Genomic DNA, 24,158 nt, shown 5'->3' with positions numbered 1-24,158 from the left:
CGCCGCAGCCTTCTCAGGAGGATTCCGGGGGGACCTCGCTGCCGCCGGACGGGAGCGTCGGGGTGGCGGTGGGCTCGGGGTCGGGGGCGGGCTGGCGCTGCAGGCCGACGGTGAGGACGACGGCGGCGCCGGAACCGGCGCACGTGCCCGCCTGGAGGCTCTGGGCGATGACCAGGCCCACCTGTGACGCGTTGTCGACCACCTGACCTCGCGCCCGTACGGCGAGGCCGGCGGCCCGGAGCGCGGCGCGGGCGTCCGCGCGGGACCGGCCGACCACCGAGGGGACGCTCACGCCCTCCCTGGACACGGTCAGCGCCACCGCCGTGCCCCCCGCGACGCGCGTGCCCGGCTCGGGCCGCGCGGCGATGACGCTGTCGTCCGGCTTGGCCGAGCACGTACGGGTGACCGCGCCCGCCTTGAGGCCCGCGGCGGCCAGGGCCGACAGGGCGGCCTCGCGCTGCTGCCCGGCCACGGACGGGACGGGGACCCCCGCCGACACCCGGAGCGCGACCGCCGCGCCCTTGACCGCCCGCGCGCCGGCGGCGGGCTCGCTGGACAGCACCTTGCCGATCTTCTCCGGCGAGTCGGCCTGGGTCACCGCGCCGGGGACGAGACCTGCCCGCTTGATGGCCTTGACCGCCGCGGCCCGGTCCAGCCCGGTCAGCGCCGGGACGGTCACCGGGGGCGGCCCGGCGGTGCCCGGGAGGGTGGCGGGGTTGGTTGCGGGGTTCGTACCCGGCCGGGGCTGGGTGCGGTCGGCGGGCTGGTTCCGCTGGCCCTGCCGGGGCGGGCCGGCGGTGGACGGCGGCTTCGTGGTGCGGGGCCCGGACGTCACGGGCCGGGTCCCTGCCACCGGACCGGCCACCTGCGCGGCCTGGCCGTTCCTGCCGATGGTGGGGACGAGGACGGCGAGCAGCACGGTCGCGGTCACCAGCAGGGCCACGGAGACGGCGAGCGCCGCCCGCAACCATCCCGTCCTCCTGGCAGGATCCCCGGCGGCTCGCAGCCGGCCGCCTCCGGGCGCCCCCACCCCCGGCCCGCCCCTCCTGGGCGGCCCCGTCCCCGCCCCGCCTCGCCCGGCGGCCGGGGACGTGGGAGCGGGTGAAGCCGAGGAGGCCGCGGCGCCCGGGGAGGCGGGCTCACTGGGGTCGTCTCCTCCGGGGAGAACGTAGCCGCCCGGGGTGCCGGTGGCCTCGGGCTCGGCGACCGGCAACCGCTGCTCGGGAACCAGGGCCTGGGCAGGCGGGTCCGGCGGGGGCGGGGCGCGGAGGATGTGCGGGGGCGGGGTGGCGAGGACCTCGGAGGGCAGTGCCGCCGCCGACGACTCCCCCAGCAGCTCGAACAGCAGTTCCCTGCTCCCCGGCCGATTCCTGGCGTCCTTCTCCAGGCACGCCTCCACCAGCGCCCGCAGCCGCCCCTCCAGCCGGCCGAGCTCGGGCGGAGCGGTGAGGATGCGGTGCAGGACCGGCGCCACCGAGTCCTGCCCGAACGGGGCCGTCGCGTTGGCGGCGAAGCACATGGTCGCGGCCCACGAGAACACGTCCGCCTTCCCGGTGACGGCCGACGCGGTGATCTGCTCCGGCGCCATGTACGCCGGCGTCCCCACCCCCCTGCCGCTCACCGTCGCCGCCGCGTCGAGGGCGCGGGCGAGCCCGAAGTCGATCACGCGCGGCCCGTCGGACCCGAGCAGCACGTTCTGGGGCTTGAAGTCGCGGTGGACGATGCCCGCCCGGTGGATCGCGGTGATCGCGGTCGCCGTGCCGACCGCCAGCCGCTCCAGCGCGCCGCCGCGCCGCGGCCCGGTCAGCGCGACCTCGCGGGCCAGGGACGGCCCGTCCACGTACTCGCTGACGATGTACGCCCGGCCCTCGTCGAACCCGGCGTCGATCACCTGCGCCGTGCAGAACCTCGCCACGTGCTTGGCCAGCTCGACCTCGCGCAGGAACGCCGCCCGCTCGTCGCCCACCGGCCCGTGGAGCAGCTTGACCGCGTACGCCTCGCCGTCCCTCGCGCCGAGGAACACGACGCCCTGGCCGCCCTCCCCGAGGCGCCCGGACAGCTCGTACGCTCCGAGCCGGGCCGGGTCCCCCGTCCTGAGCGGCTGTGCCGTTGGCACCGGGTGCCTCCCCTCGCCGCCACCCGTTCCTGCTTACCAGTGGAAGCAACCGGTTGCTCGCAGTCAACCTCGCGCAGGACAATGCCACCTGACCGTGATACTCGCCCGTCAGGAAGCGCGCGTCACGGTGCCCGAATACGTCACTTCTTGCTGGCCCTCGCGCGTCACCTTGATGGCGAGCTGGTCGGCGTACGCGGTGGGCAGCAGCCGCAGCGTCCCCGGATAGCACGCCTCGCCCGCGACCTCGTGGAGTGCGTACACCGTCCCGCCGTCGCCTTCGCGGCCGACGCGGCCCGAGCAGTGCAGGTCGCTGCCCCAGCGCATGGTGCCCGAGCCGTCCTCGCCGAGGCGCAGCTCCACCGGGAACACCCGCTCGGCCGTGGCGTGCTCGGCCGATCCTGTCCAGGTGCCGGCCAGGCCGGGGGCCTGCGCGCCCTGGAGCCAGAAGAAGGCCCCGGCGACCGCCATCCCCAGCCCGGCCAGCCCGACGGCCACCTGCCACGCCCGGGGCCGCCGCCGCCGCGCCGGCCGGGGCTCGGGAGCGAGGGCGGTCCCGGTGACGGCCGGGAAGGCGGTGGTCTGGACCGGGTCGGCGAGGGCCGCGTCCGGGGTGGTGACAGAAAGCGGGGTGCTGGTGGCGAAGCCCGAGGCGGCCGGGACGGAGCCCGAAGTAGCGGGGACGGAGCCCGAGGTGACGGGGACGGAGCCCGAGGTGACGGGGACGGAGCGCGGGGTGATGGCGGCCATCGCGCCCGAGGTCAGGACGTCCCCACCCGACCCGTCCTGCCCCAGCAGCCGCCGCAGCACCTCCTCCGCGTCCGGCCGGTCACCGGGCTCCCGCGCCAGGCACGCCTCGACGATCTCCCGCAGCCGCCCGGCGAGCGGCCCCAGGTCGGGCTTGCCGAACAGGATCCTCGCCAGCACCTCCTGATAGGTCTCCCCCGTGTACGCGTGCCGCCCGCTCGCCGTGTACGCCACCGTCAGCGCCCACGCCCACAGATCGGCCGGCGGCCCGGCGCCCTCGCCGTTGATCCGCTCGGGCGGCAGATAAGCGGGGGTCCCGACGGGCGAGATCCCGGTGGTGACCGTGGTGCCCACCAGGCGCGAGATGCCGAAGTCGATGACGCGGGGCCCGTCCAGGCCGAGCAGCACGTTGCCGGGCTTGAAGTCCCGGTGCACCACCCCGGCCCGGTGGATGGCGCCGAGCGCGGTGGCGGTGCCGATGGCCAGCCGTTCCAGCGAGCCGCCGAGCGCCGGCCCCCTGGCGGCGACGTGCTCGCGCAGCGACGGTCCCTCGACGTACTCGCTGACCAGGTAGGGGCGGTCGCCTTCGAGGTCGGCGTCGAGGAGCTGGGCGGTGCAGAACGCGGCCACCCGCCGGACGGCCTCGACCTCGCCGAGGAAGCGCCGCCGTACGGCGGGGTCGGCGGAGAGCCCGGCGTGCAGCAGCTTGACCGCGACCTGCGCGCCCTGCGGCGAGTGGCCGAGGTAGACGACTCCCTGCCCGCCCTGCCCGAGCCGTCGCGACAACCGGTAGGACCCCAGATGGCGCGGGTCGTCGGGACGTAACTCGGACATGCTCCGGCATTATGCCGTCTACGCGATCAGTTGGGCGTAATGGTCGAGGACCGGCAGCACGTCGTCGGCGGGGCCGCTCGGCAGGCCGGCCACGACCTCCTCGACGCCGAGCGCGGCGTAGTGGTCGAGCTTCTCGGCGGTGGGCAGGGTGCCGAACGGGATGACGCGGGCCGGCGGGCGCCCGGCCCGCTCGCACGCCTCGCGGAGCGCGGGCAGCGCGGCCTTGACGCCCTTGCCGCCGATGGGCATCCAGCCGTCGGCGTACTCGGCGACGTGGGCGAAGAGCTTCGGCCCGGCCGCGCCTCCGAGGTAGACCGGCGGGCGGCGGCGCGGCTTGGGCCAGGACCAGGCCGGCTCGACCCCGTCCAGCAGGCCGTCGAAGGAGGCGGCCTCGTCGCGCCAGAGCGCCTGCATGGCGAGGACGTGCCGGCGGGCGAGGTCGCGGCGCTCGGCGTACGGGACGCCGTGGTTCTCGATCTCCTCGACGTTCCAGCCGAACCCGACGCCGATCGTCACCCGCCCGCCGGACAGGTGGTCGAGCGAGGCGATGGCCTTGGCGGTGACGATGGGGTCGCGCTGGGCGGCGAGCAGGATGCCGGTGCCGACCTCGATCGTACGGGTGGCGGCGGCGGCGAAGGAGAGGGCCACGAGCGGGTCGAGGGTGCGCCGGTACTCCTCGGGCAGCTCGCCGCCGGCCGCGCCGGGGTAGGGGGTGCGGCGGCGGACGGGGATGTGGGTGTGTTCGGGCACGTAGAGAGAGGAGAACCCGCGCTCCTCGGCCGCTCTGGCCAGCTCGTCGATCGGCATGGCGAGATCCGTGGCGAACATGGTGACGCCCAGCCTCATGGGCCCTCCTCATAGTTAACCAAGCGATTGCTCGGCTAAGATTTCCAGAGTACCTTGCGTAGGAACACTCCGCGGAAAGAGGTCCCCGGTGAAGTTTTCCATCTTCCTGAACCCGCAGATTCCAGGCTCCGGATACGCGGCCGAGGAGAACGCCAAGGCCAAGCGCCCCATCGGGCGGGACACGGAGTCGTACCAGAATCTGCTGCACGAGGTGCGGGAGATAGCGGTGCTGGCCGACCAGCTCGGGTTCGACGCGCTGATGATGACCGAGCACCACTTCCACTCCGAGGGCATGGAGTTCTCGGTCAATCCGCTGATGTTCCTCACCGACCTCGCCGCCCGCACGGAACGCATCCTGCTCGCCCCGCTCGGCCTGGTGCTGCCCGCCTGGGACCCGATCAGGGCGGCCGAGGACGTGGCGCTGCTCGACCAGTTCAGCAAGGGCCGGCTGCGACTGGGCGTGGCCCGCGGCTACCAGAACCGCTGGATGAACGTGCTCGGCCAGCGCTGGCACGCCGCCGCCGCCCGCTCCGACGGCTCGGCCTCCGACACGCGCAACTTCGACGTCTTCGGCGAGGTGCTGAAGATCATGAAGATGGCGTGGACCCAGGAGACGATCCGCTACAAGTCGGACGTGCTGGACTACCAGGTGCCCTACCCGTACGAAGGCATCGAGGGCTGGCCCGCCCAGGAGTGGACGAAGACCTTCGGCGCGCCCGGCGAGCTGGACGAGGACGGCAAGGTCGTCTCCGTCTCCGTCTGCCCCCGGCCCTACCAGAACCCCCACCCGGAGCTGTGGCAGCCGTTCACCATCTCGGACCGCTCGGTGATCAGGGCCGCACAGGAGAACATCCTGCCGTGGATGTTCACCCCCAACCCCGACGACCACGCCGCCAAGGCCAAGCTCTACCAGGAGGAGTCCGCCCGCCAGGGCCGCGACTACAAGCTGGGCGAGCACACCGGCATCCTCAAGATCGTCGGCATCGCGGACACCACCGAGCAGGCCATCAACACCTTCGGCCGCAGCATCCCCAAGGACTTCGCCGCCTTCTTCGGCCCCTTCGGCTACCTGGAGGTGCTGCGCAAGAAGGAGGACGAGAAGCACAAGCCCATCTCGCCGGAGAAGGGCGACGCCAACCGCATGAAGGACGTCGAGATGGCGCTGTTCGGCACCCCTGACGACGTCAAGCGCGGCATCCAGCGCATGCTCGACCGGATGCCCGACCTGGAGTGGTTCGGCCTCTACATGCAGGGCCAGCAGGGCGTGCTGCCGCTCGACACGGTCAAGCGCAACCTCGAACTGTTCGCCACCAAGGTCGCCCCGGAATTCCGATGAGCGAGGGAGCCGCGATGAAGATCTGGCTGGCCGCCTCCTTCGTCGACACCGGCCAGTTCACCGAGCTGGCACGGGCCGCCGAGCGCTGCGGGTTCGACACGCTGACGCTCTCCGACCACCTCTTCTACGCCGACTTCGACACGCCCTACCCCTACTCACGCTCGGGCCGGCCCCGCTGGGACGCGGCCACGCACTGGCCGGACGTGTGGGTGACGATCGGGGCGATGGCGGCGGTCACCACCACGCTGCGCTTCTCCCCCAACGTCTACATCGCGCCCGCCCGCGACCTGTTCACCGTGGCCAAGCAGGTCTCCACGGCGGCGGTGCTGTCGGGCGACCGGGTGACGTTCGGGGTCGGGGTGGGCTGGTGCAAGGAGGAGTTCGTCGGCACCGGGCAGGACTTCCACACGCGCGGCCGGCGCCTGGACGCCATGCTGCCGGTGCTGCGGGCGCTGTGGGCGGGCGAGCAGGTCAGGCTCGACGGCCTGCCCGAGCTGTCGATCTCGCCGACCCCGGCCGGGCCGATCCCGGTGTACGTCGGCGGCGACAGCGAGGCCGCCCTGCGCCGCGCCGCCCGGCTCGGCGACGGCTGGATCGGCAACCGCATCTACACCGAGGACGAGCTCGACCCGGTGCTCGCCACCCTGCGCCGGCTGCTGGCCGAGCACGGCAGGGACGGCGAGCCGTTCGAGATCATCGCGCCCCTGGCCGAGCTGCCCGACGCCGCGACCTACCGCCGCTACGCCGCCAAGGGCGTGACCGGCACGCTGTCCGCCCCCTGGTGGCTCGCCACGCCGGAGGAGAAGGCCAGGCACGGCGAGGGCACGCTGGAGCTCAAGCTCGCGACCATGGAGCGCTTCGCCGAGGAGGTCATCGCCAAGCTCTGACCCGGCCGCTCCCCTCCCTGGCCGGGTCAGACCTCCTCGCCCGCGCCTCCCGCCCGGCCGGGGCGGGAGGCCGTGACGCCCGAGGGACGAAAGTACCTCCGATGGGCGATAGCCTCGTGTCGTGCTGGATAGGATCGCAGCCACCCGTTACGTCACCCCGCTGCGGGAGGGCGGCTCGCTGCCCGGCGTCGTCGAGGCCGACGACCTGGGCACCTACGTCGTCAAGTTCCGCGAGGCGGGGCAGGGCCGCCGCGTCCTGGTCGCCGAGATCATCGCCGGCGAGCTGGCCCGCAGGCTGGGGCTGCGCACCCCCGAGCTCAAGCTCATCGACATCGATCCGCAGCTCGGCGCCCGCGAGCCCGACGAGGAGGTCCAGGACCTCCTCAAGGCCAGCGCGGGGCTCAACCTGGCGGTCGACTTCCTGCCGGGCGCGCTCGGGTTCGAGCCGCTGGCGTGGGCGGCCGACCCGGTGTTCGCGGCGCGGGTGGTGTGGTTCGACGGTCTCATCCACAACATCGACCGGAGCTGGCGCAACCCCAACCTGCTCATCTGGCACCGCGACACCTGGCTGATCGACCACGGCGCGTCCCTGTGGTTCCACCACAACTGGCCGACCGCCGACCCGCAGCGGCCGTTCGACGCCGCCGACCACGTGCTGGCCCCCTACGCCGGCGACGTCACCGCCGCCGGCGCCCACCTGGCCGATAGGATCACCCGCGAGCTGCTGGAGACCGTGACCGCGCTGGTGCCCGACGAGTGGCTGGCCGGCGAGCCGGGCTTCGACGGGCCGGCGGCGGTACGGGCGGCGTACGTCGAGCACCTGCTGGCCCGCGCCCACGGGCCGGGCGGTTGGCTGGTGCGCGGCGAGCGGCGGGAGCAGCGTTCCGGGCCGGGTTCGGTCGGCGAGTTCTGGCGGGGAGGCGGCCGATGAGCAGGGACGTCTACGAGTACGCGGTGATCCGCGTCATCCCCAAGGTCGAGCGGGGCGAGCAGATCAACGTGGGCGTGCTGCTCTACTGCCAGCCGCGCGGCTACCTGTGCGCCCGCGTCGAGCTGGACGCGGTCCGGCTGCGGGCGCTCGACCCGTCGGCGGACGTGGACGCGGTGCGGCGGGCGCTCACCGCGTACGAGCTGGCCTGCGGCGAGCGTCCCGGCCCGCTCGCGGCCGAGCCGCTGGGCGGCAGGTTCCGCTGGCTGACCGCGCCGCGCAGCACGATCGTGCAGTCCGGCCCCGTGCACGCGGGACTCACCGCCGACCCGGACACCGAGCTGGCCCGCCTGTTCGACAAGCTGGTCCGCGTCTAGAAACTCAGAAGAGGACCGACATGAAGGTGTCGACCTCGGTGAAGCCCACCTTCTTGTAGACCGCGCGGGCCGAGCGGTTGTAGTCATTGACGTAGAGGCTGACCACGGGGGCGAAGCACTCCCTGGCGGCCTCCACGACCGCCGCCATCCCGGCCACGGCGTGCCCGCGCCCGCGCAGCTCCGGGTCCACCCACACGCCCTGGATCTGGCACGCCTGCGGCGTGACGGCCCCGACCTCCGCCTTGAAGACGACCCGGCCGTCCTCGATGCGCGCGTAGGAGCGGCCGATCCTGATCAGCTCGGCGACCCGCGTACGGTAGAGCGCGCCACCGTCGCCCAGGTTGGGCGAGACGCCGACCTCCTCGGTGAACATGGCCACGCACGCCGGCAGCAGGATGTCGAACTCCTCGGGCCGCACCCGGCGCACCCACGGATCCACGGGCACCGACGGCTTGCGCGAGATCGCCATGACCGGCTGCGCCCAGCGGATCGCCCGCGCCCGGCCCCAGTGCGGCTCCAGCCGCTCCCACAGCAACGACACGGCGTCGACCGGGCCGACGATGGACGAGCAGCGCCGCCCCTGCCTGCGGGCGCGGTCGGCGAACGCGTGGACCGCCTCGGGCCCGGCGTTGACCGGCACCATGTTGGCTCCGGCGTAACAGAGCGAGACGAGGGCTCCGCGCGGCCCGAACCCCCACATCTGCCCGCCGAGCCGCGCCGGATTGAGTCCGACGGCCCGCACCCGGGAGGAGACGAAGACGTTGGCGACCGGATCGGTGTCCAGCAGGGCGAGGACTTCGTCCCGGTCGCTGTCGTCCAGCACGCGCGACGCCGAGGTACGCAGCATCACATGGTCAGACTACGCGAAGGGTCACCGATTAGCTCATCCGGCGCTGCCCACAGTGACCCATTCTTGACGTCATTTCAGTGACGGCAGCCCCAGCAGGCCGAGAACGCCCAGAAGTCCCCCCGCGCCGGACGACGCCGAGGCCGTGGCGCGGTGGGCCGCCATCCGCTCGGCGGGGCGCGGCGCGGGCAGCGCGGCGCACGTCGCGTCGCGCCGCGGCAGCGTGCCGTCACGCAGGTAGGCGGCCAGATGCCGGTCCACGCACCGGTTGCCGGACAGCGCCACCCCGTGGTTGCCGCCCTGGTCCACGACCATCCTCGCGGTCGGGAAGAGCCGCCGCATCCGCAGCGCCCCCTCGTACGGGGTCGGCGCGTCGTCGCGCGCCTGCAGCATGAGGACCGGCGGCAGCTTCGCCGAGCCGCGCACGTCCACCGGGGTGCCGCCGGACACCGGCCAGAAGGCGCACGGGGCGTTGAACCACGCGTTCGGCCAGGTCAGGAAGGGCGCGGTGCGGTGCGCCTCGGTCATGTCGGTCCGCCACTTGGACCACTGGCGCGGCCATTGCGCGTCGCGGCACTGGACGCCGAGGTAGACGGCGTAGCCGTTCTCGTCGTCGACGTCGTTCTTGCCGTGTTTGTCGTAGAGGCCGATCAGCCCCTTCGTGTCCCCCTGCCGGACGTAGTCGGACCACGCCTGCGCGAACTGCGGCCAGAGCCGGTCGCTGTAGCCGGCCAGGGTGAAGGTGTCGTCCAGCTCGCTCGGCCCGATGAGGCCGCCCGCCGGCCGGGTGCGCAGCCGGTCGCGCATCGCGTAGTAGGCGAACTGCGTCTGCTTGAGCGTACGGCCCAGCTTGTAGACGTCGTTGTGCTCGGCGGTCCAGGTGAGGAACTGGCGGTGGCGGCGTTCGAAGGAGTGGTCCTGGGCCAGGTTGGAGCGGTACCAGACAGCGGTCGGGTCCACGTTGCTGTCCAGGACCAGCCGCTTGACCCGCTTGGGGAACAGCGTGGCGTAGACGGCGCCGAGGTAGCTGCCGTACGAGAAGCCCAGATAACTGATCTTGGCCTCGCCGAGGGCGGCGCGGATCTGGTCGAGGTCCCTGGCCGCGTTCTCGGTGGTGAGGTGCGGCAGCAGCCAGGAGTAACGCTCGCCGCAGCTGCGGGCGTACTCGGCGGCCCTCGCCAGCAGCCGCTGCTCGTCGGCCACGCTGTGCGGCACGGCGTCCTGGCGCGGCGCCTGGTAGAAGACCTCAGGGTCCACGCAGTGCACCGCCGGCTCGCTGCCGCCGACGCCGCGCGGGTCGAAGCCGATGATGTCGTAGCGCTCGCGCACGCCGGCCGGCAGCCCGGCGGCGACGTACTCGGTCAGCGCCCGCCCGGACGCCCCCGGCCCGCCCGGGTTGATCAGCAGCGCCCCCAGGCGGTCGGCGCTCCGCGTCGTCCTGGCCTTGATCCGGTTGATCGCCACCGTGATCGACCTGCCCGTGGGCCGGCTGTAGTCGAGCGGCACCTGAACGGTGGCGCACTCCAGCGCGGCGTCGGCCGCCTTGCCCGCCACCCGGGGACACGCGCTCCAGACCGCGGGCGCCACCCGCGTCGTCCCCACGGCGGTGTTCCCGGCCATCGCCGGCTGCTCCACGCTCGCGACCAGCGCGACCAGGACCGCCATCCCGGCGACCATCCCAAGTACCCTCTTCACCCGGCCCCCTCCTGTCATCAGGTCCTGCGATGCTCCCGTGGGCCACGGGCGAAGACCGCGGGTATGGCGAAAAGCTTGCCATTCTGTGATGTCACGATGACAGATCGTGACAGCTCTCAGCTCAGGCGCGTTGTGCGGTGTCGTAGAGGGCCTTGGCGGCGGCGCCGAAGTACGGGCCGTACATCGTGCGCGCGTCGTCGGTGTACTTGAAGCTGCTCAGCGAGGTGATCCGGCCGCGCCCGGTGGCCGGGTCGAACCCGGTCAGCCAGGGGCCGCCGCTGGAGCCGGCCGTCATGTCGCAGCCGAGCCCCTGGTCGCGGGTCTGCTTGTACGGGTCGTCACGCAGCCGTCCCGCGCAGTAGACCAGGCGGTCGCCACGGTACGGCGGGTCCGCGGGATAGCCGAAGCCGTACGCCTGGCCGCCGCGCGGCACGTTGAAGCCGATCTCCTGGGCGCCCACCACGTCGCCCGCGTGCCGCCCGCCCGAGGTGGCGAGCGCGACCATGCCGATGTCGTAGTCGTCGTCGGCCTTGCGCGCCCACGAGCCGGCCACGAACATGCGGCGCGCGGCGTAGCGGCCGTACGGCTGCCCGCCGCGGCTGCCGTAGCCCGGCACGAACGTCCAGTTCTGGGCCCACTCGCCGGCGCCGTCCTTGACGCAGTGGCCGGCGGTGACGACGACGTCCCGGTTGGCGCTCTTCACGGTGCTGGCCGAGCAGACGAAGTCGGCGCCGTTCAGCGTCATGAACACCCGCCCGGTGGTCCTGGAGACCGCGCCGCCCGCGCCCCAGCGGGCGCCGATCGTGCTGGCCGAGGGCACCGCCGCCGCCTGCGGGCGCGGCATGGGCAGCTTGGAGGCGGCGGGCGCGGGCAGGGTCCGCGCGGCCCCCTGCCCGGATTTCGGGAGCGGCCGGCCGGTCAGCTCGCCGAGCAGGCCGTCACCGTCGGTCACCAGGTCGAGCAGGTTGATGGGCAGGGCCCCGGCCATGCGCTGCGGCGTCCAGTAGTCGAGCACGCGCTGCTGCTCGGCCGCGGTGCGCGCGGCGACGTGCTCGACCACACGTTCGGTGACGCGCCTGGCGGGCTTGGCGGGCCTGGCGGCCGATCCGGCGGCCAGTTGCCGGGCCGGATGGGACGCCGGGACGACGGGATCTGCCTGCCGCGGGCCGGTGGCCGCGCCGATGAGTGCGGGGCCCATCAGCCCCGCCACCAGCGGAGCCGCCGCAAGCAGGGGGGTGCTCAAGGTCATGTCCCCCGAGTTTGCACCACCGGCCGTGTCGTTGTGACTACTTTCGGTGAATTGCTCAGAGTACGCCGCTGGTCTGTGCTGATTGGTAGACGGCTTGGGCCTCGTTCCCGAAATAGGGACCGAACATCCAGTTGGGGGCGAAGCCGTATTTGAAGCTGTTCACCGAGTTGAGCGTGCCGAGCCCGGTCGACTCGTCGAAACCGACCATCCAGGGGCCGCCGCTGGCGCCGCCGGTCTGGTCGCAGGTCAGTCCCAGGTCGTCGGAGAGCAAGTAGTCGTCGAAGGCACGGCCGCTGCAGTAGACGAGCTTCGAGCCGTCGTACGGGGCCACCGCCGGGTAGCCGAAGGCGTACATCTGCCGGCGGCGCGGCTGGTTGAAGGCCACGCCCTGGCCGCCCACCACGTCCACCAGGCTCCTGCCGTCCAGCGGGGCGACCACGGCGGCGGCCATGTCGTGGTCGACGTCCTCGCTCGCGTCCCACTGCGGGGTGGTCAGCAGCTTGGTGGCGGCCCAGGTGCCGTACGGGCGGGTGCCCTTGTCGTAGCCGGGGACGAAGACCCAGTTGGTGTGGAAGGCGCCGTTCACCTTGACGCAGTGGCCCGCGGTGATGACCACGCTCTTGTTCGCGCTGGTCACCGCCGAGCCCGAGCAGGAGGCGTTGCGGCCCTGGGTGGTGAAGAAGATGCGGCCGGTGGTCCTCACCACGGCCCCGCCGCCGGTCCAGGCGGCGCCACCGCTGCGCGCCGACGGACGCGCGGGACCCGCCGCGGTCGGGGCCGCTATGGACGGGGCAGCCGCCGTGGACGGGGCTCGCACGTCCGCGGGTGACACCTTGGTGCCCTTGGCCGGGTTGGGCGGGTTCAGGGGCTCGGCCGCCTCCATCCTCGCCTCCGTCCAGTAGCGCACGACCTGCCTGCGCTCGCCGGCCGAGTCCGCGGCGGCATGCTGAGCGGGCCTGGGCCGCGCCGCCGCCGAGCCACGGGCCGGAGTCCGACCCTGCCCCCGGACCGGGACGGCGACCTGGTCACGTACCGAGCCCCTGACCAGACCCCCGGCCGAGGGCTGAGCCGAGGCTCCGGCCGGGGGCCGGGCCTGCGCAGCAGTCGCGGGCAGTGCGGGCAGCAGCGCGGCGGCACTCCCCGCGGCGAGGGCAAGGGTGGAGAGCAGAGCGAGTCTGCGGTGCATTACGTACCTCCCGAAACCGGACGTGAGGTTGGAAGGTAGCCGCCGCAATATGCGAATTTCTCAAGATATGCGCATACCGATATAGCCATATTCCGGCACAAATACGGCTCATTCTCTGCCGTCACATGCGTAAACGAATTTCGGGACGTACTGCACCCCGTGCCCGGGCGCGTCCCGTACCGGGGACAATGGACAGGTGCACGCAGAGACCCACCGTCCCCCCGCAAGGTCCGTCGTCCTGCTCGGCTCCACCGGCTCCATCGGCACGCAGGCCCTCGACGTCGTCGCCGCCGACCCCGGCCGCTTCGAGGTCGTGGCGCTGGCGGCCGGCGGCGCCAAGGTCGACCTGCTCGCCCGGCAGGCGGCCGAGTTCGGCGTCGAGGCGGTGGCGGTGGCCGACCCCGCGGCGGTGCCCGCGCTGAAGGAGGCGCTGGCCGGGCACGGCGTCCGGCCCAAGGTCCTGGCCGGTCCCGAGGGGGTCGCCGAGGCGGCGGCCTGGCGCTGCGACACCGTGCTCAACGGCATCACCGGCGCGCTCGGCCTCACCTCCACGCTGGTCGCGCTGGAGGCGGGCCGCACCCTCGCCCTCGCCAACAAGGAGTCCCTGATCATCGGCGGCCCGCTGGTCAAGCGGCTGGCCGCGCCCGGCCAGATCCTGCCCGTCGACTCCGAGCACTCGGCGCTCCAGCAGTGCCTGTGGGCGGCGGGGCCCGGCGCGTACGACCCGGCGAGCGTCCGCCGCCTCGTCGTCACCGCGAGCGGCGGCCCGTTCCGCGGGCGGCGGCGCGAGGAGCTGACCGCCGTCACGCCCGAGATGGCGCTGGCCCACCCCACCTGGTCGATGGGCCCCGTCATCACCGTCAACTCGGCCACCCTGGTCAACAAGGGGCTGGAGGTCATCGAGGCGCACCTGCTGTTCGACCTGGGTTTCGACCGCATCGACGTGGTGGTCCACCCCCAGTCGATCATCCACTCCATGGTCGAGTACGTGGACGGCTCCACCATGGCCCAGGCCAGTCCCCCCGACATGCGCCTGCCGATCGCGCTCGCGCTCGGCCATCCGCACCGCGTCCCCGGCGCGGCCCGCGGCGTCGACTGGACCAAGGCCCACACCTGGACCTTCGAGCCCCTCGACGACGTGGCGTTCCCGTCGGTCGCCCTGGCCAGGCACGTCGGCACCGAGGGCGGCACCGCGCCCGCCGTCTACAACGCCGCCAACGAGGTGTGCGTGGAGGCGTTCCTGGGGGGCAGGCTGCCGTTCCTGGCGATCGTCGACACGGTCGCCAAGGTGGTGGAGGAGCACCGGGTCACCGCGGCCGAGTCCGTCGACGAGGTGCTCGCGGCGGACGCCTGGGCCCGTGCCCGTGCGGCCGAGCTCACGGCGGGGCAGTCCCGCTAGCTACATAAACTTGAATTCGTCGCCACAGTAAGGGTTGAAATGTCTTCCGTAGCTCTCGGCATCCCGTCGGTCCGTCCCAAGCCGCTCGCCGAACGTCGCCACTCCCGCCAGATCATGGTGGGCAACGTGCCCGTGGGCGGCGACGCGCCGGTCTCGGTGCAGTCGATGACGACCACGGTGACCGCCGACGTCAACTCCACCCTGCAGCAGATCGCCGAGCTGACCGCGTCCGGCTGCCAGATCGTACGCGTGGCCGTCCCGTCCCAGGACGACGCCGAAGCGCTGCCCATCATCGCGAAGAAGTCGCAGATCCCCGTGATCGCCGACATCCACTTCCAGCCGAAGTACGTCTTCGCCGCCATCGAGGCGGGCTGCGCGGCCGTCCGGGTCAACCCGGGCAACATCAAGAAGTTCGACGACAAGGTGAGCGAGATCGCCAAGGCCGCCGCCGACCACGGCGTGCCGATCCGCATCGGCGTCAACGCCGGCTCCCTCGACCCCCGCCTGCTGCAGAAGTACGGCAAGGCCACCCCCGAGGCGCTGGTCGAGTCCGCCCTGTGGGAGTGCTCGCTGTTCGAGGAGCACGGCTTCCGCGACATCAAGATCTCGGTCAAGCACAACGACCCGGTCGTCATGATCAACGCCTACCGCCTGCTCGCCGCCAAGTGCGACTACCCGCTGCACCTGGGCGTGACCGAGGCGGGCCCGGCCTTCCAGGGCACGATCAAGTCCGCGGTCGCCTTCGGCGCCCTGCTCGCCGAGGGCATCGGCGACACCATCCGCGTCTCGCTGTCCGCCCCTCCGGTCGAGGAGGTCAAGGTCGGCACCCAGATCCTGGAGTCACTGGGCCTGCGCGAGCGCGGCCTGGAGATCGTCTCCTGCCCGTCGTGCGGACGCGCCCAGGTCGACGTCTACACGCTGGCCGACCAGGTGCAGGCCGGCCTTGAGGGCCTGAAGGTGCCGCTGCGGGTGGCCGTGATGGGCTGCGTCGTCAACGGCCCCGGCGAGGCCCGCGAGGCCGACCTCGGCGTCGCTTCGGGCAACGGCAAGGGCCAGATCTTCGTCAAGGGCGAGGTCATCAAGACCGTCCCCGAGTCGCAGATCGTGGAGACGCTGATCGAGGAGGCGCTGCGCCTGGCCGAGGAGATGGGCGTCGAGATCGACCTCGACGACGACTCCCCCACCACCTCGGGCCCGGTCGTCACGGTCGGCTGACCGGCCCGCCGCCAGGTCGGGTCTGTCATCGAGGGAGGGCGCGAGCGCGCCCTCCCTCCATCCGACACCCGTGGCGCGCCCCTTCAGCACTCAGGGCTGGTCTGCTTTCGCGTACACCGTCGCTGGGGGGCGGCGGTCGGCCCGGAAGCAGCGTGATCCGGTCGCAGGCAGGGAGGCGTCGGGGGGCGGCGACGGCCCGACCGAGGTCAGGCACCGACCGTATGGCCGTTTCGTTCGGTCAGCGTCACCCGGCCTACCGTGGCCTACCTGGTACCGCCCGCTGCGTCCAGTCGCTGAAGCTCCACCGTGAGCAGCAGCAGCGCGAACGGAAGGCCGCGGGCGCCGCGTGGCAGCACAGCGGGCACGTGTTCACCGCTGCGCAGAACACACCGCTCGACCCGACCAACATCACCCGCGCCTTCACCACGCTCCTTCGTAAGGCCAGCCTCCGCCGCATCCGCTTCCACGACCTCCGCCCATTCACCACCACCCTGCTCCGGGAACAGGGCGTCGAACTCGTCGTGATCAAGGACCTCCTGGGCCACGCCCACATCGGCGTCACCGCCACCGTCTACGCCCACGTCCGACTCCGCCTCCAGCGCGACGCCATCGACACCCTCAGTACCGCGCTCGACGGTCCTGCTGGCAACGATCCGACCTGCGACGACGGCGATGACCCGCCGCTGTGCGGAGCCCCCGTCCGCTGACGTTGCCGTCAACTACTGCCGTCAGACAGCCGAGAGGCCCCTCCGGAACCTTCAGAGGGGCCTCTCACTTTGCCTTTGCTACACAAGCGCGTCGATCATCTGACGGAACCAGACCGACATCTCTATCCCGTCCTGGCGCGGGTCGTAGCAGGCTCCAGCCCTATCGAGCCAAAGCGCAGCCAGCTCCTCCTCACGCACACCCGAACTCAACACCCTTTCCATAGCGCCTTTCAGTTCCTCGACCACCTCGGGAGGTTCACCGTCTCGGAACTCCGTCAAGATCTGAATAGGATCCTCTGCCTCCATGTCATAATCTTGATGGAAATACGCCTGTGCGAGGTATTGAATTTTCTCCATGTTTATCACGGACTCGGGTAGGAGGTGACGATGTGGTACCCGTTCGGCATCGAGGGATTCCGCTGCAGGACGGTGGTCACCCCCGAAGGCGAGAGGATGCTCTGCGCGGCACGCTCGTACACCCTTCCATCCGCAGCACTCATCGGCCCGTTGATCACCAGACGCCTTCCATTTCCCGAAAGCCATTGAGAGATTTGCCCTTGATTGGCGGCAAGGTTGCCACCCGTAGCCCTCTCTGCTGCTGCCAAATCGGTGAATGTTGAGGAGTAACGAATATTGCGGGCCGCCAGTTCAGCATCAGTTTTGCCGACGTGCCGCGCGATCGCGTGGCCACCCGCAGCCTCATGCTGAGCAAGGTTGCAGTTGCTGTTATGAACGAGTAGCGGAGTCTGGCCCGCCAGCACATAGTACGTGTGCAGGTCGGCGACAGTCAGGTTGTGCACCCGCTGGGTGGCGCTCCACTTTCTGACGGCCGTGACCTGGACGTGCGTTCCAGCGGAGGTTCGCAGCCACATGCCTGGCCGGAGGTCGCCGGCATCGACCCATTCCCGCAGGTCGGGAATCCAGAACGGGTGCTGGTAGGTGGCGGTCACCGTGCTGGCGGCCTGGTCGCCCTCACCTGCCTTCTTGTCCCCTCCGTCGCTTGTCCGGATGGTCAGCTCAACGAGATTTTTACCGCCTTCGTTGGCAAGGAGTGCCGTCACGGCCTTCGCCGACGTCGTCTCAGTCTCGGGATCCGTTGCCATGACGGTGTCACCGATCCTGACGTCCTCAATGGCCTTGAGGGTGCCGTCCTTCATAAGGACTTTCGTTCCTGGCACAAAACTGTTGCAGTCCGGCGTCTTGTACTTTCTAGGCTGAGGTCTCGGGTTGGCGTACCCGCGCCTTGCATTGAACGAGGCCATCGGTGCGCCGTCGGTGACACCGCCTGCGTTGGCCAACTGCCAGCGGAAGGCCTCTATATCTTCCTTCTTGATGTGAGCGTCACGGCTGTAGTAGCGAGACCTTTGCGCTTCGCGCTTCTTCCATGCCGTTATTTCTCGTTTCTGTTTGGCGTATTGCTTCTGACGCTGCTTGTGGATCTTTCTCTCGGTCTTGGTTTTCTTCTTGCCGCTGGCGTGGTGGGTTTTGGCGAAGGTCGCATCGGACTTCCGGCTGCCGGTGTCGACGCGGCGGCCGTCGGGGTCGGCCAGGTCGATGGGGTTGTTGGCGGCGTAGGAGTAGGGGTTGGCCCATTCGGGGGTGCGCAGGTCGAGTTCGGGGTCGGTGGAGATGAACCGGGCGATGGCCGGGTCGTAGTAGCGGGCGCCCAGGTAGGTCAGGCTGGTGGAGGCGTCTTCGGTCTTGCCGAGGAAGCCGCGGTCGGTGAAGGGGAGGTCGTCGGCGCCGCGGCGTTGGCCGAAGGGCAGGTAGCGTTCGCGGCTGACGGTGCCGGTGGTGTCGTTGACGGCCAGTTGGGTGCTGCCGTGCTTGCCGGTGAGCATCCAGGTGACGCCGCCGGCGTCGCGCATGGCGACCAGGTCGCCGTCGGCGCTGCTGTAGTAGCGTTTGCCGGCCACCGCTCCGGCGGACAGACGCAGCTCCATGGCGCCGAGGTAGAGGGTGGTGCTGCCGTCGGGGTCGCGCCGGATCAGGCGCTCACCGGCGGCGTCGTAGAGCATGCCGGTCTGCTGGCCGTCGATGGTGGCCTGGGTGAGCTGGCCGAGCTGGTCCCAGGTGAAGGTGCCTTGTCTGCCGGCGACGGTGCGGGCGCTGAGCTGGCCCTTGGCGTCGTAGGCGTAGGTGTCGGTGCCGTTCGGGCGGGTGATGCTGGTGACGGCGTTGGGGCGCACGGCGCTCGCGCCGGGGGCAGGGTAGGTGTAGGTGGCGGTCTGACCGTTGTCGGTCAGGGTGGTGAGGTTGCCGACCTTGTCGTAGGCGTAGGCCTGGCTGTAGGGGTCGATGCCCTTGGCGTCGCCGGTGCCGGTGCAGGAGTTCGCGGTGGTGGTGTACGCGGTCTTGAGGCGGAGCAGGCCGTCGTAGGTGAAGCATTCGGACTGGCCGTCGGTCTGGCCGGGGATGGTCGAGGCGGCGTCCAGGACGCGGGTGATGTTGCCGGCGACGTTGTAGCTGTAGCGGTCGTCCTGGACGGTGTCAGGGGTGGACGTGTTCGCCTTGGTCTGGGTGGTGACGCGGGATAGCCAGTCGGTGGTGGCGTCGCGTGCCAAGACACGTTTGATCTGGCCGTTGCCGCCGAGCGAACGGGTTTCCAGCTTGCCGGTGGCGGTGAAGGCGGTGTCCTTGACGTAGGTGAAGCCACCCAGATCGGAGGTCAGGCCCTTGGCGAAGCCGAGGTCGGTGTAGCTGTGAGTGAGCTTCTCGGCCGGCAGGCCACCGGCCGCGGGCATGCCCTGTTCGCGCAGGTTGCCGGTGGCGTCGTAGGCGGAGGTGAAGGTGTACGTCGCGGCGAGGCCGTTTTCGGTGGCCGGGATGGTGACCGTGTTGGTGGTGGGCCGGTAGTCGCTGTCGTATGCGGTGACCGCCTTGGTGTAGGGCTGGCCGCCGGTGTAGCGGGTGGCTGTACTGGGCTGGCCTTTGGCGACGGTGTCGTATGTCCATTCGGCGAGCTTGGTGCCGGTGGTGGGCTCGCCGGCCCACTGTGTGGTGCGGCGGCCGAGATCGTCGTAACCGGTGGAGATCTTCTGGTTCTTGCCGTCGATGCTCCAGATCTGCCGGCCGGCCAGGTCGTAGCCGTAGCTGGAGGTGCCGGCGTCCGGGTCGGTGGAGGCGGTGCGACGGTCCAGCCAGTCGTGGGTGTAGGTGCGGACGTTGCCGTTGGCGTCCGTCATGCTGGCCAGGTTGTCGTTGAGGTCGTAGCCGTAGACGGTGTCGGCGTGGTTGGTGGCGTCCGCCCATTCCTCGACCTTGACGACGCGGTCGAAGGCGTCGGTGACGGTGGCGGTCTTGCCGCCGACCGGCGGGGTGACCTCGGCGCGCTCGACGCCGGGATAGGCGGTGGTGGTGCGGCGCAGTTCAGTGCCCTCGTGGTACGCGATGACCGCGGTGGGCCGCTCCAGCCCGTCGTAGAGCGTCTTGGTCCATTGCGGCAGGCTGGTCAGGGCCGGGTTGAGCAGGCCGCTGCCCGGCTGGGCGGTGTTGTGCACCGGCTCGGAGACGGATTCGGTGAGGCCACGGGCGTTGTAGGCGGTGGCGATGACGATACGGCCGCCGTTGGGCGAGGCGGTCTGTGTCTCGCGGGTGCGCCCCAACCCGTCCTCATAGCTGTGGCCACTGATCCACTTGGCCTGGGCGCCGGTGCCGGTCAGCAGTTGCTTGACCGTGGTCTTGCTGGCGGCCGTTGGCTGTCCTAACCAGCCGTCGAAGGGGATGTCGTACGAGACGGTCGCGCTTGGTGTGTTGCCGCTACGAGGTTGTCCCGGCTTCCACAGCGCGATGGTGCGGCCGAGCCCGTCGTAGTCCGTCTCGGTGACCTTGCCGTTCGCATCCGAGGTCCAGGTCGGCTCGCCCAGGGTGTGGGACAGGCGGGCGGTGACGGTGTGGCCGAGAGGGTTCTTGACCGTGACCCCGTCCTTCGGCCAATTGGTGGCCGGGGTGTAGGTGGTCGTAGTGGTCTTGTTCAGCGGGTCGGTCTCGGTGAGCGTCCGGCCGTAGTCGTCGAAGGTGGCCTTGACGGTGGAGACGGTGGAGGCGTTCGCGTAGGAGCGCACCTCGGTGGGATTGCCGTCGCTGGGCTTGTTCGTGGCGGGGTCGGTGCCCAGGTCGTAGAGGGTGACGGTCTTGCCGAGCAGCGCGCCGGTGGAGCAGTTGTCGCCGGAGCGTTTCTCCGCGACTGACGGGAAGTCGACCAGCCATTGACCGGAGTCGGTGTTACGCGCGTAGGTGGTCTTGGTGCAGGAGTTGTCGGTCGTGACGCCGTCCTGGCCGTAGTCGTTGACCGTCTCCGGCAGGCCGTCGGCGTTGTAGCTCGTGCGTTCGTCGGTGTAGCGCCAGCCGCCGCCGGTCACCTTTCCCCGTGAGCGTTCGCGTGTTTCTTGGACGAAGGCTGGATCTCTGGTGCCGGGCCCGTCGCCGGTGGACTTGAGCTGGTACTCCCAGCGGGTGGAGTCGATCTCGGTGTAGGCGCGTGGGCTGAGCGCGGTCATCTGCCAGGTCTGTTCCTGCAGCACCTGGCCCTGCAGCAGCGGGGCGTCGGTGATGGCGGTGTTCTCGAAGTTGGTGACCTGCTGGCCGCTGCCGCGCAGGAACGTCTGCGTGGTGACGGTGTAGCCGGCCGGGTCGCTGCCCGAGCCCGTCACCGTGCGGACCTGGCCGTAGCCGCGCCATTCGGAGCCGTCAGGTGACTGGTCGGGCTCGGCGAACTCGGTCGGGTTCAGCCAGAGCGGGCCGCCCAGGAATTCGTAGCTGTGCACCACGTCCGGGGAGGCGGCGACCATGTCCCGTTCGACGACCTTGGTGGCCAACTGCTTGTAGTAGCGGGTCCAGGCCTCGTAGCCGTACTCCGGCTCGCTGCCCATGTCGACCTGGTAGCAGTCGCCGACCTTGTCGCTGTGGTAGCTGGAGCCGTCGCGGCCCTTGCCACCGCCGCACGGGTCGGCCTGGCCGTAGGTGACCTCGATCCGGCCGCCCATACCGTTCTTGATCGCGGCGATGCGCGGCACCATCCGCCACGACAGCTGATCGGGCCATTCGGAATCGCTGATGTAGTCCATCCGCCCGGCCAGCATCACCGCGTCGAAGTCCAGCGGCGGCAGCAGCACGTTCGGCTCGGCGGCCTGCCCGGTCTGCTGCACGGTGTCCAGCCACATCGCCGCGTCGAACGGCAACCCCTGGTCGGTGCGCTGATACACCCAGGTATGCGCCAGGTCCAGCCGGTCCACCGGGTCCCACGCCCCGGAGGTGGGGTTGCGTGATTCGGTGCGGACGGTGGTGAGCTTGCGGGTGGAGTAGAACGCGATCGCGTCGTTGACGCAGCCGGCCGCCTGGGCGCAGTGCAGGTCGGTGGGCACGTCGTCGCCGTCGCGGGCGACGGTGGTGAACAGGGTGCGCGCGGTCGGGGTGCTGCCGCTCACCTGGCTGTTGTGACCCCACGACACCGAGGCCAGGAAACCGCCCCGGTCATAGGGGAGGGTCTCGTAGACCTCATCGACGCAGGAGGGCAGGCAGAAGTAGTTGGTCTCGCGGGTGTAGGTGTAGTCGATGACGTTCTCGTTGCGGTCGACTTCCTGGTCGAGGTTCCACCGCCACACGCCGGTGCAGGTGGGCGGGATGTCGTTGTTCATGTACCGGTCGACGCAGGGTTCGCCGAGTTCGTCGCCGACGTAGGGCACCTGCCATTGGGCGTCTCTGGTGTAGCCGAACCGCCAGACCTGCCCCTGCTGGTCGGTGATCTTCCAGTAGGCGTTGCCGTCCGCGCCGCCGGTCACCTGCTCGATCTTCCAGCCCAGGTCCGGCAGGGTCTTCCACGCGCCCGTCGTGGTCTTGACGATCTGCGCCGAGCGGCCGCCGACACTGAGCACCAGTTCGGACTGGGTGCGGTCATTGGTGGTGCTGTCGCCATCCTGCTCGTCCGGCGACTCCCAGCACAACGCCCGGCCCACCTGGTTCTCGTAGGCGTACCACACCAGATCGCCCTCGTACTGCGTGTACACGGTGCAGCGGCGGTAGCGGCGCTCGATGAAGCCCGTGCTCAGATCCCAGCCGGCCCCGACCACGCCGGACTGGTTGTTGGTCCACGAGCCCTGCCCGTCCACTGACGAGGCGTCGTACTGCAACGACAGATCCGGCCCGCTACCGGCGGGCGACGGCGGCTCCGGCAGCGGCACGTCATAGTCGAAACCACCGCCCGAGGTGCCCGCCTGCCAGGTACCCGACGGCTTCAGGTCCGTAGCGCCCCAGTTGCCGTCCGGACCAGTCAAGCCGCCCGCCAGCAGGTACACCGAACCCGCTGCCAACTGCGCGGCCAGCGCCGCATCGGCGGCCTTGGCCACCGCGGCCTTGTCGTTCTTGCCCGGCACCGCAGCCCGCTCGGGAACCAGGGCGGCGTCGGCGGCGGCCGCCTCCACCTCGGCGGTCAGCGTGCCGTTCTTGAAGTCGTGGACCGCGGGCACCACCGTCGGCCGGGTCACGCAGGTGCGGGGACGCGGCTGCTGCAGCACACACGCGGGCAGCCGCACCACCTGCAACCGGCTGGCGAACTGGCCACCATAGGCGTCGCGGAACCCGGCGTAGGAGAACTCGGCCCGCATCTTGCCCGGTGACGTGCCGCCGTCGGCCCGTACGAGTCGGGCGGCCACACCAACCCCGCCGAGCTTGCGCACCGTCTCTGGCGCCAGGGTTTCCACCGTCACTCTGGCCGGCTCGTTGCCGCGCTTCTGGCCCACCTTCACCGGCGAACTGTCAGCACCGACGAACTCACCGCCGCGGGGAACGCTCACCTCGGCCTTGCCCGGCTGAGGCCAGACGGGCTTTTTCCGCTCCACCTTCGGCACGGACTCCTCCGCGCCCTTGGCCGCCTTCTTCGCCGGCACCCGTTGAGCATCCACCGATGGTTCGGGGTTGGACGCGGCCGCCGTAGCGGACTGAACTAGCTGGTCAGGCACCCCTAGGCTGGAGACCATCACCACGGCCGCCAGCCCTATCAGGAAGGCCACGAACCGCAGCCGCAGTCGACGATCACGCATCCCGAGCTCCTTCGTGGCACGCTGACGCAGGCCCCGAGTGAAGGGGCCTTCAGGCACCTAAAGCGGACATAAGGAGGATCACTGGGAATGTGATCTATGGATGAAGATCGGTCAACAACAGGAGTGTCGCTTACCCGACACGATGAGTCAGATCCTGGTTGTGAACTCTCTCATGATCGCTGGTCAGACAAAGAGTCAAAGGAGCGCACTTCAGCACAACCGTCACAATGTGATCTGCATCACATTGCGATCGGTTGGGCATCAGCCGATCAGCGTCGTCCATACCGGTGACCCACCTGGTCGTCCCCCTCATGACCGACCTCGTCGGCGACCGCCGCGACGATGGCCAGCCCTCTGCCCCGTTCAGCACGGGTCCGGCATCGCAGCCCGAAGCGGGGGACGCCGCCCCAGCCGCAATCGTAGACGGCGACGGTGACCGCCGCCGTCGTCCGGGCCAGTTCGACGATGAACGTGCCTCTGGAACGACCGCTGCCGGTGTGCCTGATCGCGTTCGTGGCCAGCTCCGCGACGACGAGTTCGGCATCGTCACGACGGGACGAGTCGGCGAGGAGGTAGCGGGCGAAGTGACGGGCCTCCGGCACCTGGTCCTCCGTCCCGGGAAATGTCCGCCGCCAAATCAGGCCGCCCGGACCAAGGTCGATAATCGCCTCGATGAGTTCGGGCCTGACGGCGTTCGGATGCCGTTGTGCGGGGATGGATGCGATGGCGACCTCGGGCACGGGAAATCCCCCTTC

17 protein-coding genes are annotated in these 24,158 nt (G+C 70.8%); 7 read left to right on the top strand and 10 right to left on the bottom strand.

The annotated features are described in order from the left end of the window. Positions 1-13: 13 nt before the first annotated feature. The 3 genes from ACBR40_RS05065 to ACBR40_RS05055 form a co-directional block, all read right to left on the bottom strand. Positions 14-2,116 (bottom strand): PASTA domain-containing protein, encoded by a 2,103-nt coding sequence (locus ACBR40_RS05065; protein ID WP_371247617.1) that lies wholly within the window; start codon positions 2,114-2,116, stop codon positions 14-16. Between the two features lie 108 nt (positions 2,117-2,224). Beyond that, on the bottom strand, positions 2,225-3,694 hold the full coding sequence (locus ACBR40_RS05060; protein ID WP_371247616.1) for a serine/threonine-protein kinase: 1,470 nt from the start codon (positions 3,692-3,694) through the stop codon (positions 2,225-2,227). Positions 3,695-3,712: 18 nt separating this feature from the next. Further along, complete coding sequence (locus ACBR40_RS05055) at positions 3,713-4,540, bottom strand: LLM class F420-dependent oxidoreductase (protein WP_371247615.1); 828 nt, start codon at positions 4,538-4,540, stop codon at positions 3,713-3,715. An 88-nt stretch (positions 4,541-4,628) separates the two neighbouring features. On the opposite strand from ACBR40_RS05055, the gene ACBR40_RS05050 reads away from it, so the two are divergent. The 4 genes from ACBR40_RS05050 to ACBR40_RS05035 all read left to right on the top strand — a co-directional run bounded on the left by ACBR40_RS05050 (position 4,629) and on the right by ACBR40_RS05035 (position 8,068). Continuing rightward, on the top strand, positions 4,629-5,876 hold the full coding sequence (locus ACBR40_RS05050; protein ID WP_344205235.1) for an LLM class flavin-dependent oxidoreductase: 1,248 nt from the start codon (positions 4,629-4,631) through the stop codon (positions 5,874-5,876). 14 nt (positions 5,877-5,890) lie between these two features. Further along, positions 5,891-6,763 carry a TIGR03619 family F420-dependent LLM class oxidoreductase gene (locus ACBR40_RS05045; protein WP_371247614.1) on the top strand — a complete coding sequence of 291 codons (873 nt, stop codon included), beginning with the start codon at positions 5,891-5,893 and terminating at the stop codon, positions 6,761-6,763. A 121-nt stretch (positions 6,764-6,884) separates the two neighbouring features. Continuing rightward, positions 6,885-7,694 carry a HipA family kinase gene (locus tag ACBR40_RS05040; RefSeq protein ID WP_344205237.1) on the top strand — a complete coding sequence of 270 codons (810 nt, stop codon included), beginning with the start codon at positions 6,885-6,887 and terminating at the stop codon, positions 7,692-7,694. Continuing rightward, positions 7,691-8,068 (top strand): DUF3037 domain-containing protein, encoded by a 378-nt coding sequence (locus tag ACBR40_RS05035; RefSeq protein WP_371247613.1) that lies wholly within the window; start codon positions 7,691-7,693, stop codon positions 8,066-8,068. The genes ACBR40_RS05040 and ACBR40_RS05035 overlap by 4 nt, the downstream gene beginning before the upstream one ends. Before the next feature lie 4 nt (positions 8,069-8,072). On the opposite strand, the gene ACBR40_RS05030 is transcribed toward ACBR40_RS05035, so the two are convergent. The 4 genes from ACBR40_RS05030 to ACBR40_RS05015 form a co-directional block, all read right to left on the bottom strand. After that, positions 8,073-8,915: a GNAT family N-acetyltransferase gene (locus ACBR40_RS05030; RefSeq protein ID WP_329592622.1), complete on the bottom strand. Its 843-nt coding sequence runs from the start codon at positions 8,913-8,915 to the stop codon at positions 8,073-8,075. A gap of 72 nt (positions 8,916-8,987) precedes the next feature. Then, positions 8,988-10,610 carry an alpha/beta hydrolase gene (locus ACBR40_RS05025; RefSeq protein ID WP_371247612.1) on the bottom strand — a complete coding sequence of 541 codons (1,623 nt, stop codon included), beginning with the start codon at positions 10,608-10,610 and terminating at the stop codon, positions 8,988-8,990. Positions 10,611-10,731: 121 nt separating this feature from the next. Beyond that, positions 10,732-11,859 (bottom strand): trypsin-like serine protease, encoded by a 1,128-nt coding sequence (locus ACBR40_RS05020; RefSeq protein ID WP_371247611.1) that lies wholly within the window; start codon positions 11,857-11,859, stop codon positions 10,732-10,734. A gap of 55 nt (positions 11,860-11,914) precedes the next feature. Beyond that, positions 11,915-13,045, bottom strand: a complete 1,131-nt coding sequence (locus tag ACBR40_RS05015; RefSeq protein WP_371247610.1) for a peptidase — start codon at positions 13,043-13,045, stop codon at positions 11,915-11,917. Between the two features lie 196 nt (positions 13,046-13,241). Here ACBR40_RS05015 and dxr point away from each other — a divergent pair, with 196 nt between their 5' ends. The 3 genes from dxr to ACBR40_RS05000 all read left to right on the top strand — a co-directional run bounded on the left by dxr (position 13,242) and on the right by ACBR40_RS05000 (position 16,366). Further along, positions 13,242-14,444 carry a 1-deoxy-D-xylulose-5-phosphate reductoisomerase gene (gene dxr, locus ACBR40_RS05010; protein ID WP_371247609.1) on the top strand — a complete coding sequence of 401 codons (1,203 nt, stop codon included), beginning with the start codon at positions 13,242-13,244 and terminating at the stop codon, positions 14,442-14,444. 39 nt (positions 14,445-14,483) lie between these two features. Beyond that, complete coding sequence (gene ispG, locus ACBR40_RS05005; RefSeq protein ID WP_344205245.1) at positions 14,484-15,659, top strand: flavodoxin-dependent (E)-4-hydroxy-3-methylbut-2-enyl-diphosphate synthase; 1,176 nt, start codon at positions 14,484-14,486, stop codon at positions 15,657-15,659. Positions 15,660-15,880: 221 nt separating this feature from the next. Next, entirely contained in the window at positions 15,881-16,366 is a 486-nt protein-coding gene (locus tag ACBR40_RS05000) for a tyrosine-type recombinase/integrase (RefSeq protein WP_371247608.1), read from the top strand. A 78-nt stretch (positions 16,367-16,444) separates the two neighbouring features. On the opposite strand, the gene ACBR40_RS04995 is transcribed toward ACBR40_RS05000, so the two are convergent. From ACBR40_RS04995 to ACBR40_RS04985, 3 genes are all read right to left on the bottom strand, one after another. After that, positions 16,445-16,723 carry a contact-dependent growth inhibition system immunity protein gene (locus ACBR40_RS04995; protein WP_371247607.1) on the bottom strand — a complete coding sequence of 93 codons (279 nt, stop codon included), beginning with the start codon at positions 16,721-16,723 and terminating at the stop codon, positions 16,445-16,447. 5 nt (positions 16,724-16,728) lie between these two features. Next, positions 16,729-23,403, bottom strand: coding sequence for an RNase A-like domain-containing protein (locus ACBR40_RS04990; protein ID WP_371247606.1), 6,675 nt, complete (start codon positions 23,401-23,403; stop codon positions 16,729-16,731). A gap of 269 nt (positions 23,404-23,672) precedes the next feature. Further along, the gene (locus ACBR40_RS04985) at positions 23,673-24,143 is read right to left on the bottom strand and encodes an ATP-binding protein (RefSeq protein ID WP_371247605.1); all 471 of its coding nucleotides are present in this window, start codon (positions 24,141-24,143) and stop codon (positions 23,673-23,675) included. Between the last annotated feature and the right edge of the window lie 15 nt (positions 24,144-24,158).

The organism is Nonomuraea sp. AD125B, assembly GCF_041402765.1.
Classification (GTDB): Bacteria; Actinomycetota; Actinomycetes; order Streptosporangiales; family Streptosporangiaceae; genus Nonomuraea; species Nonomuraea bangladeshensis.
This window is presented reverse-complemented; position numbering and strand designations above follow the sequence as displayed.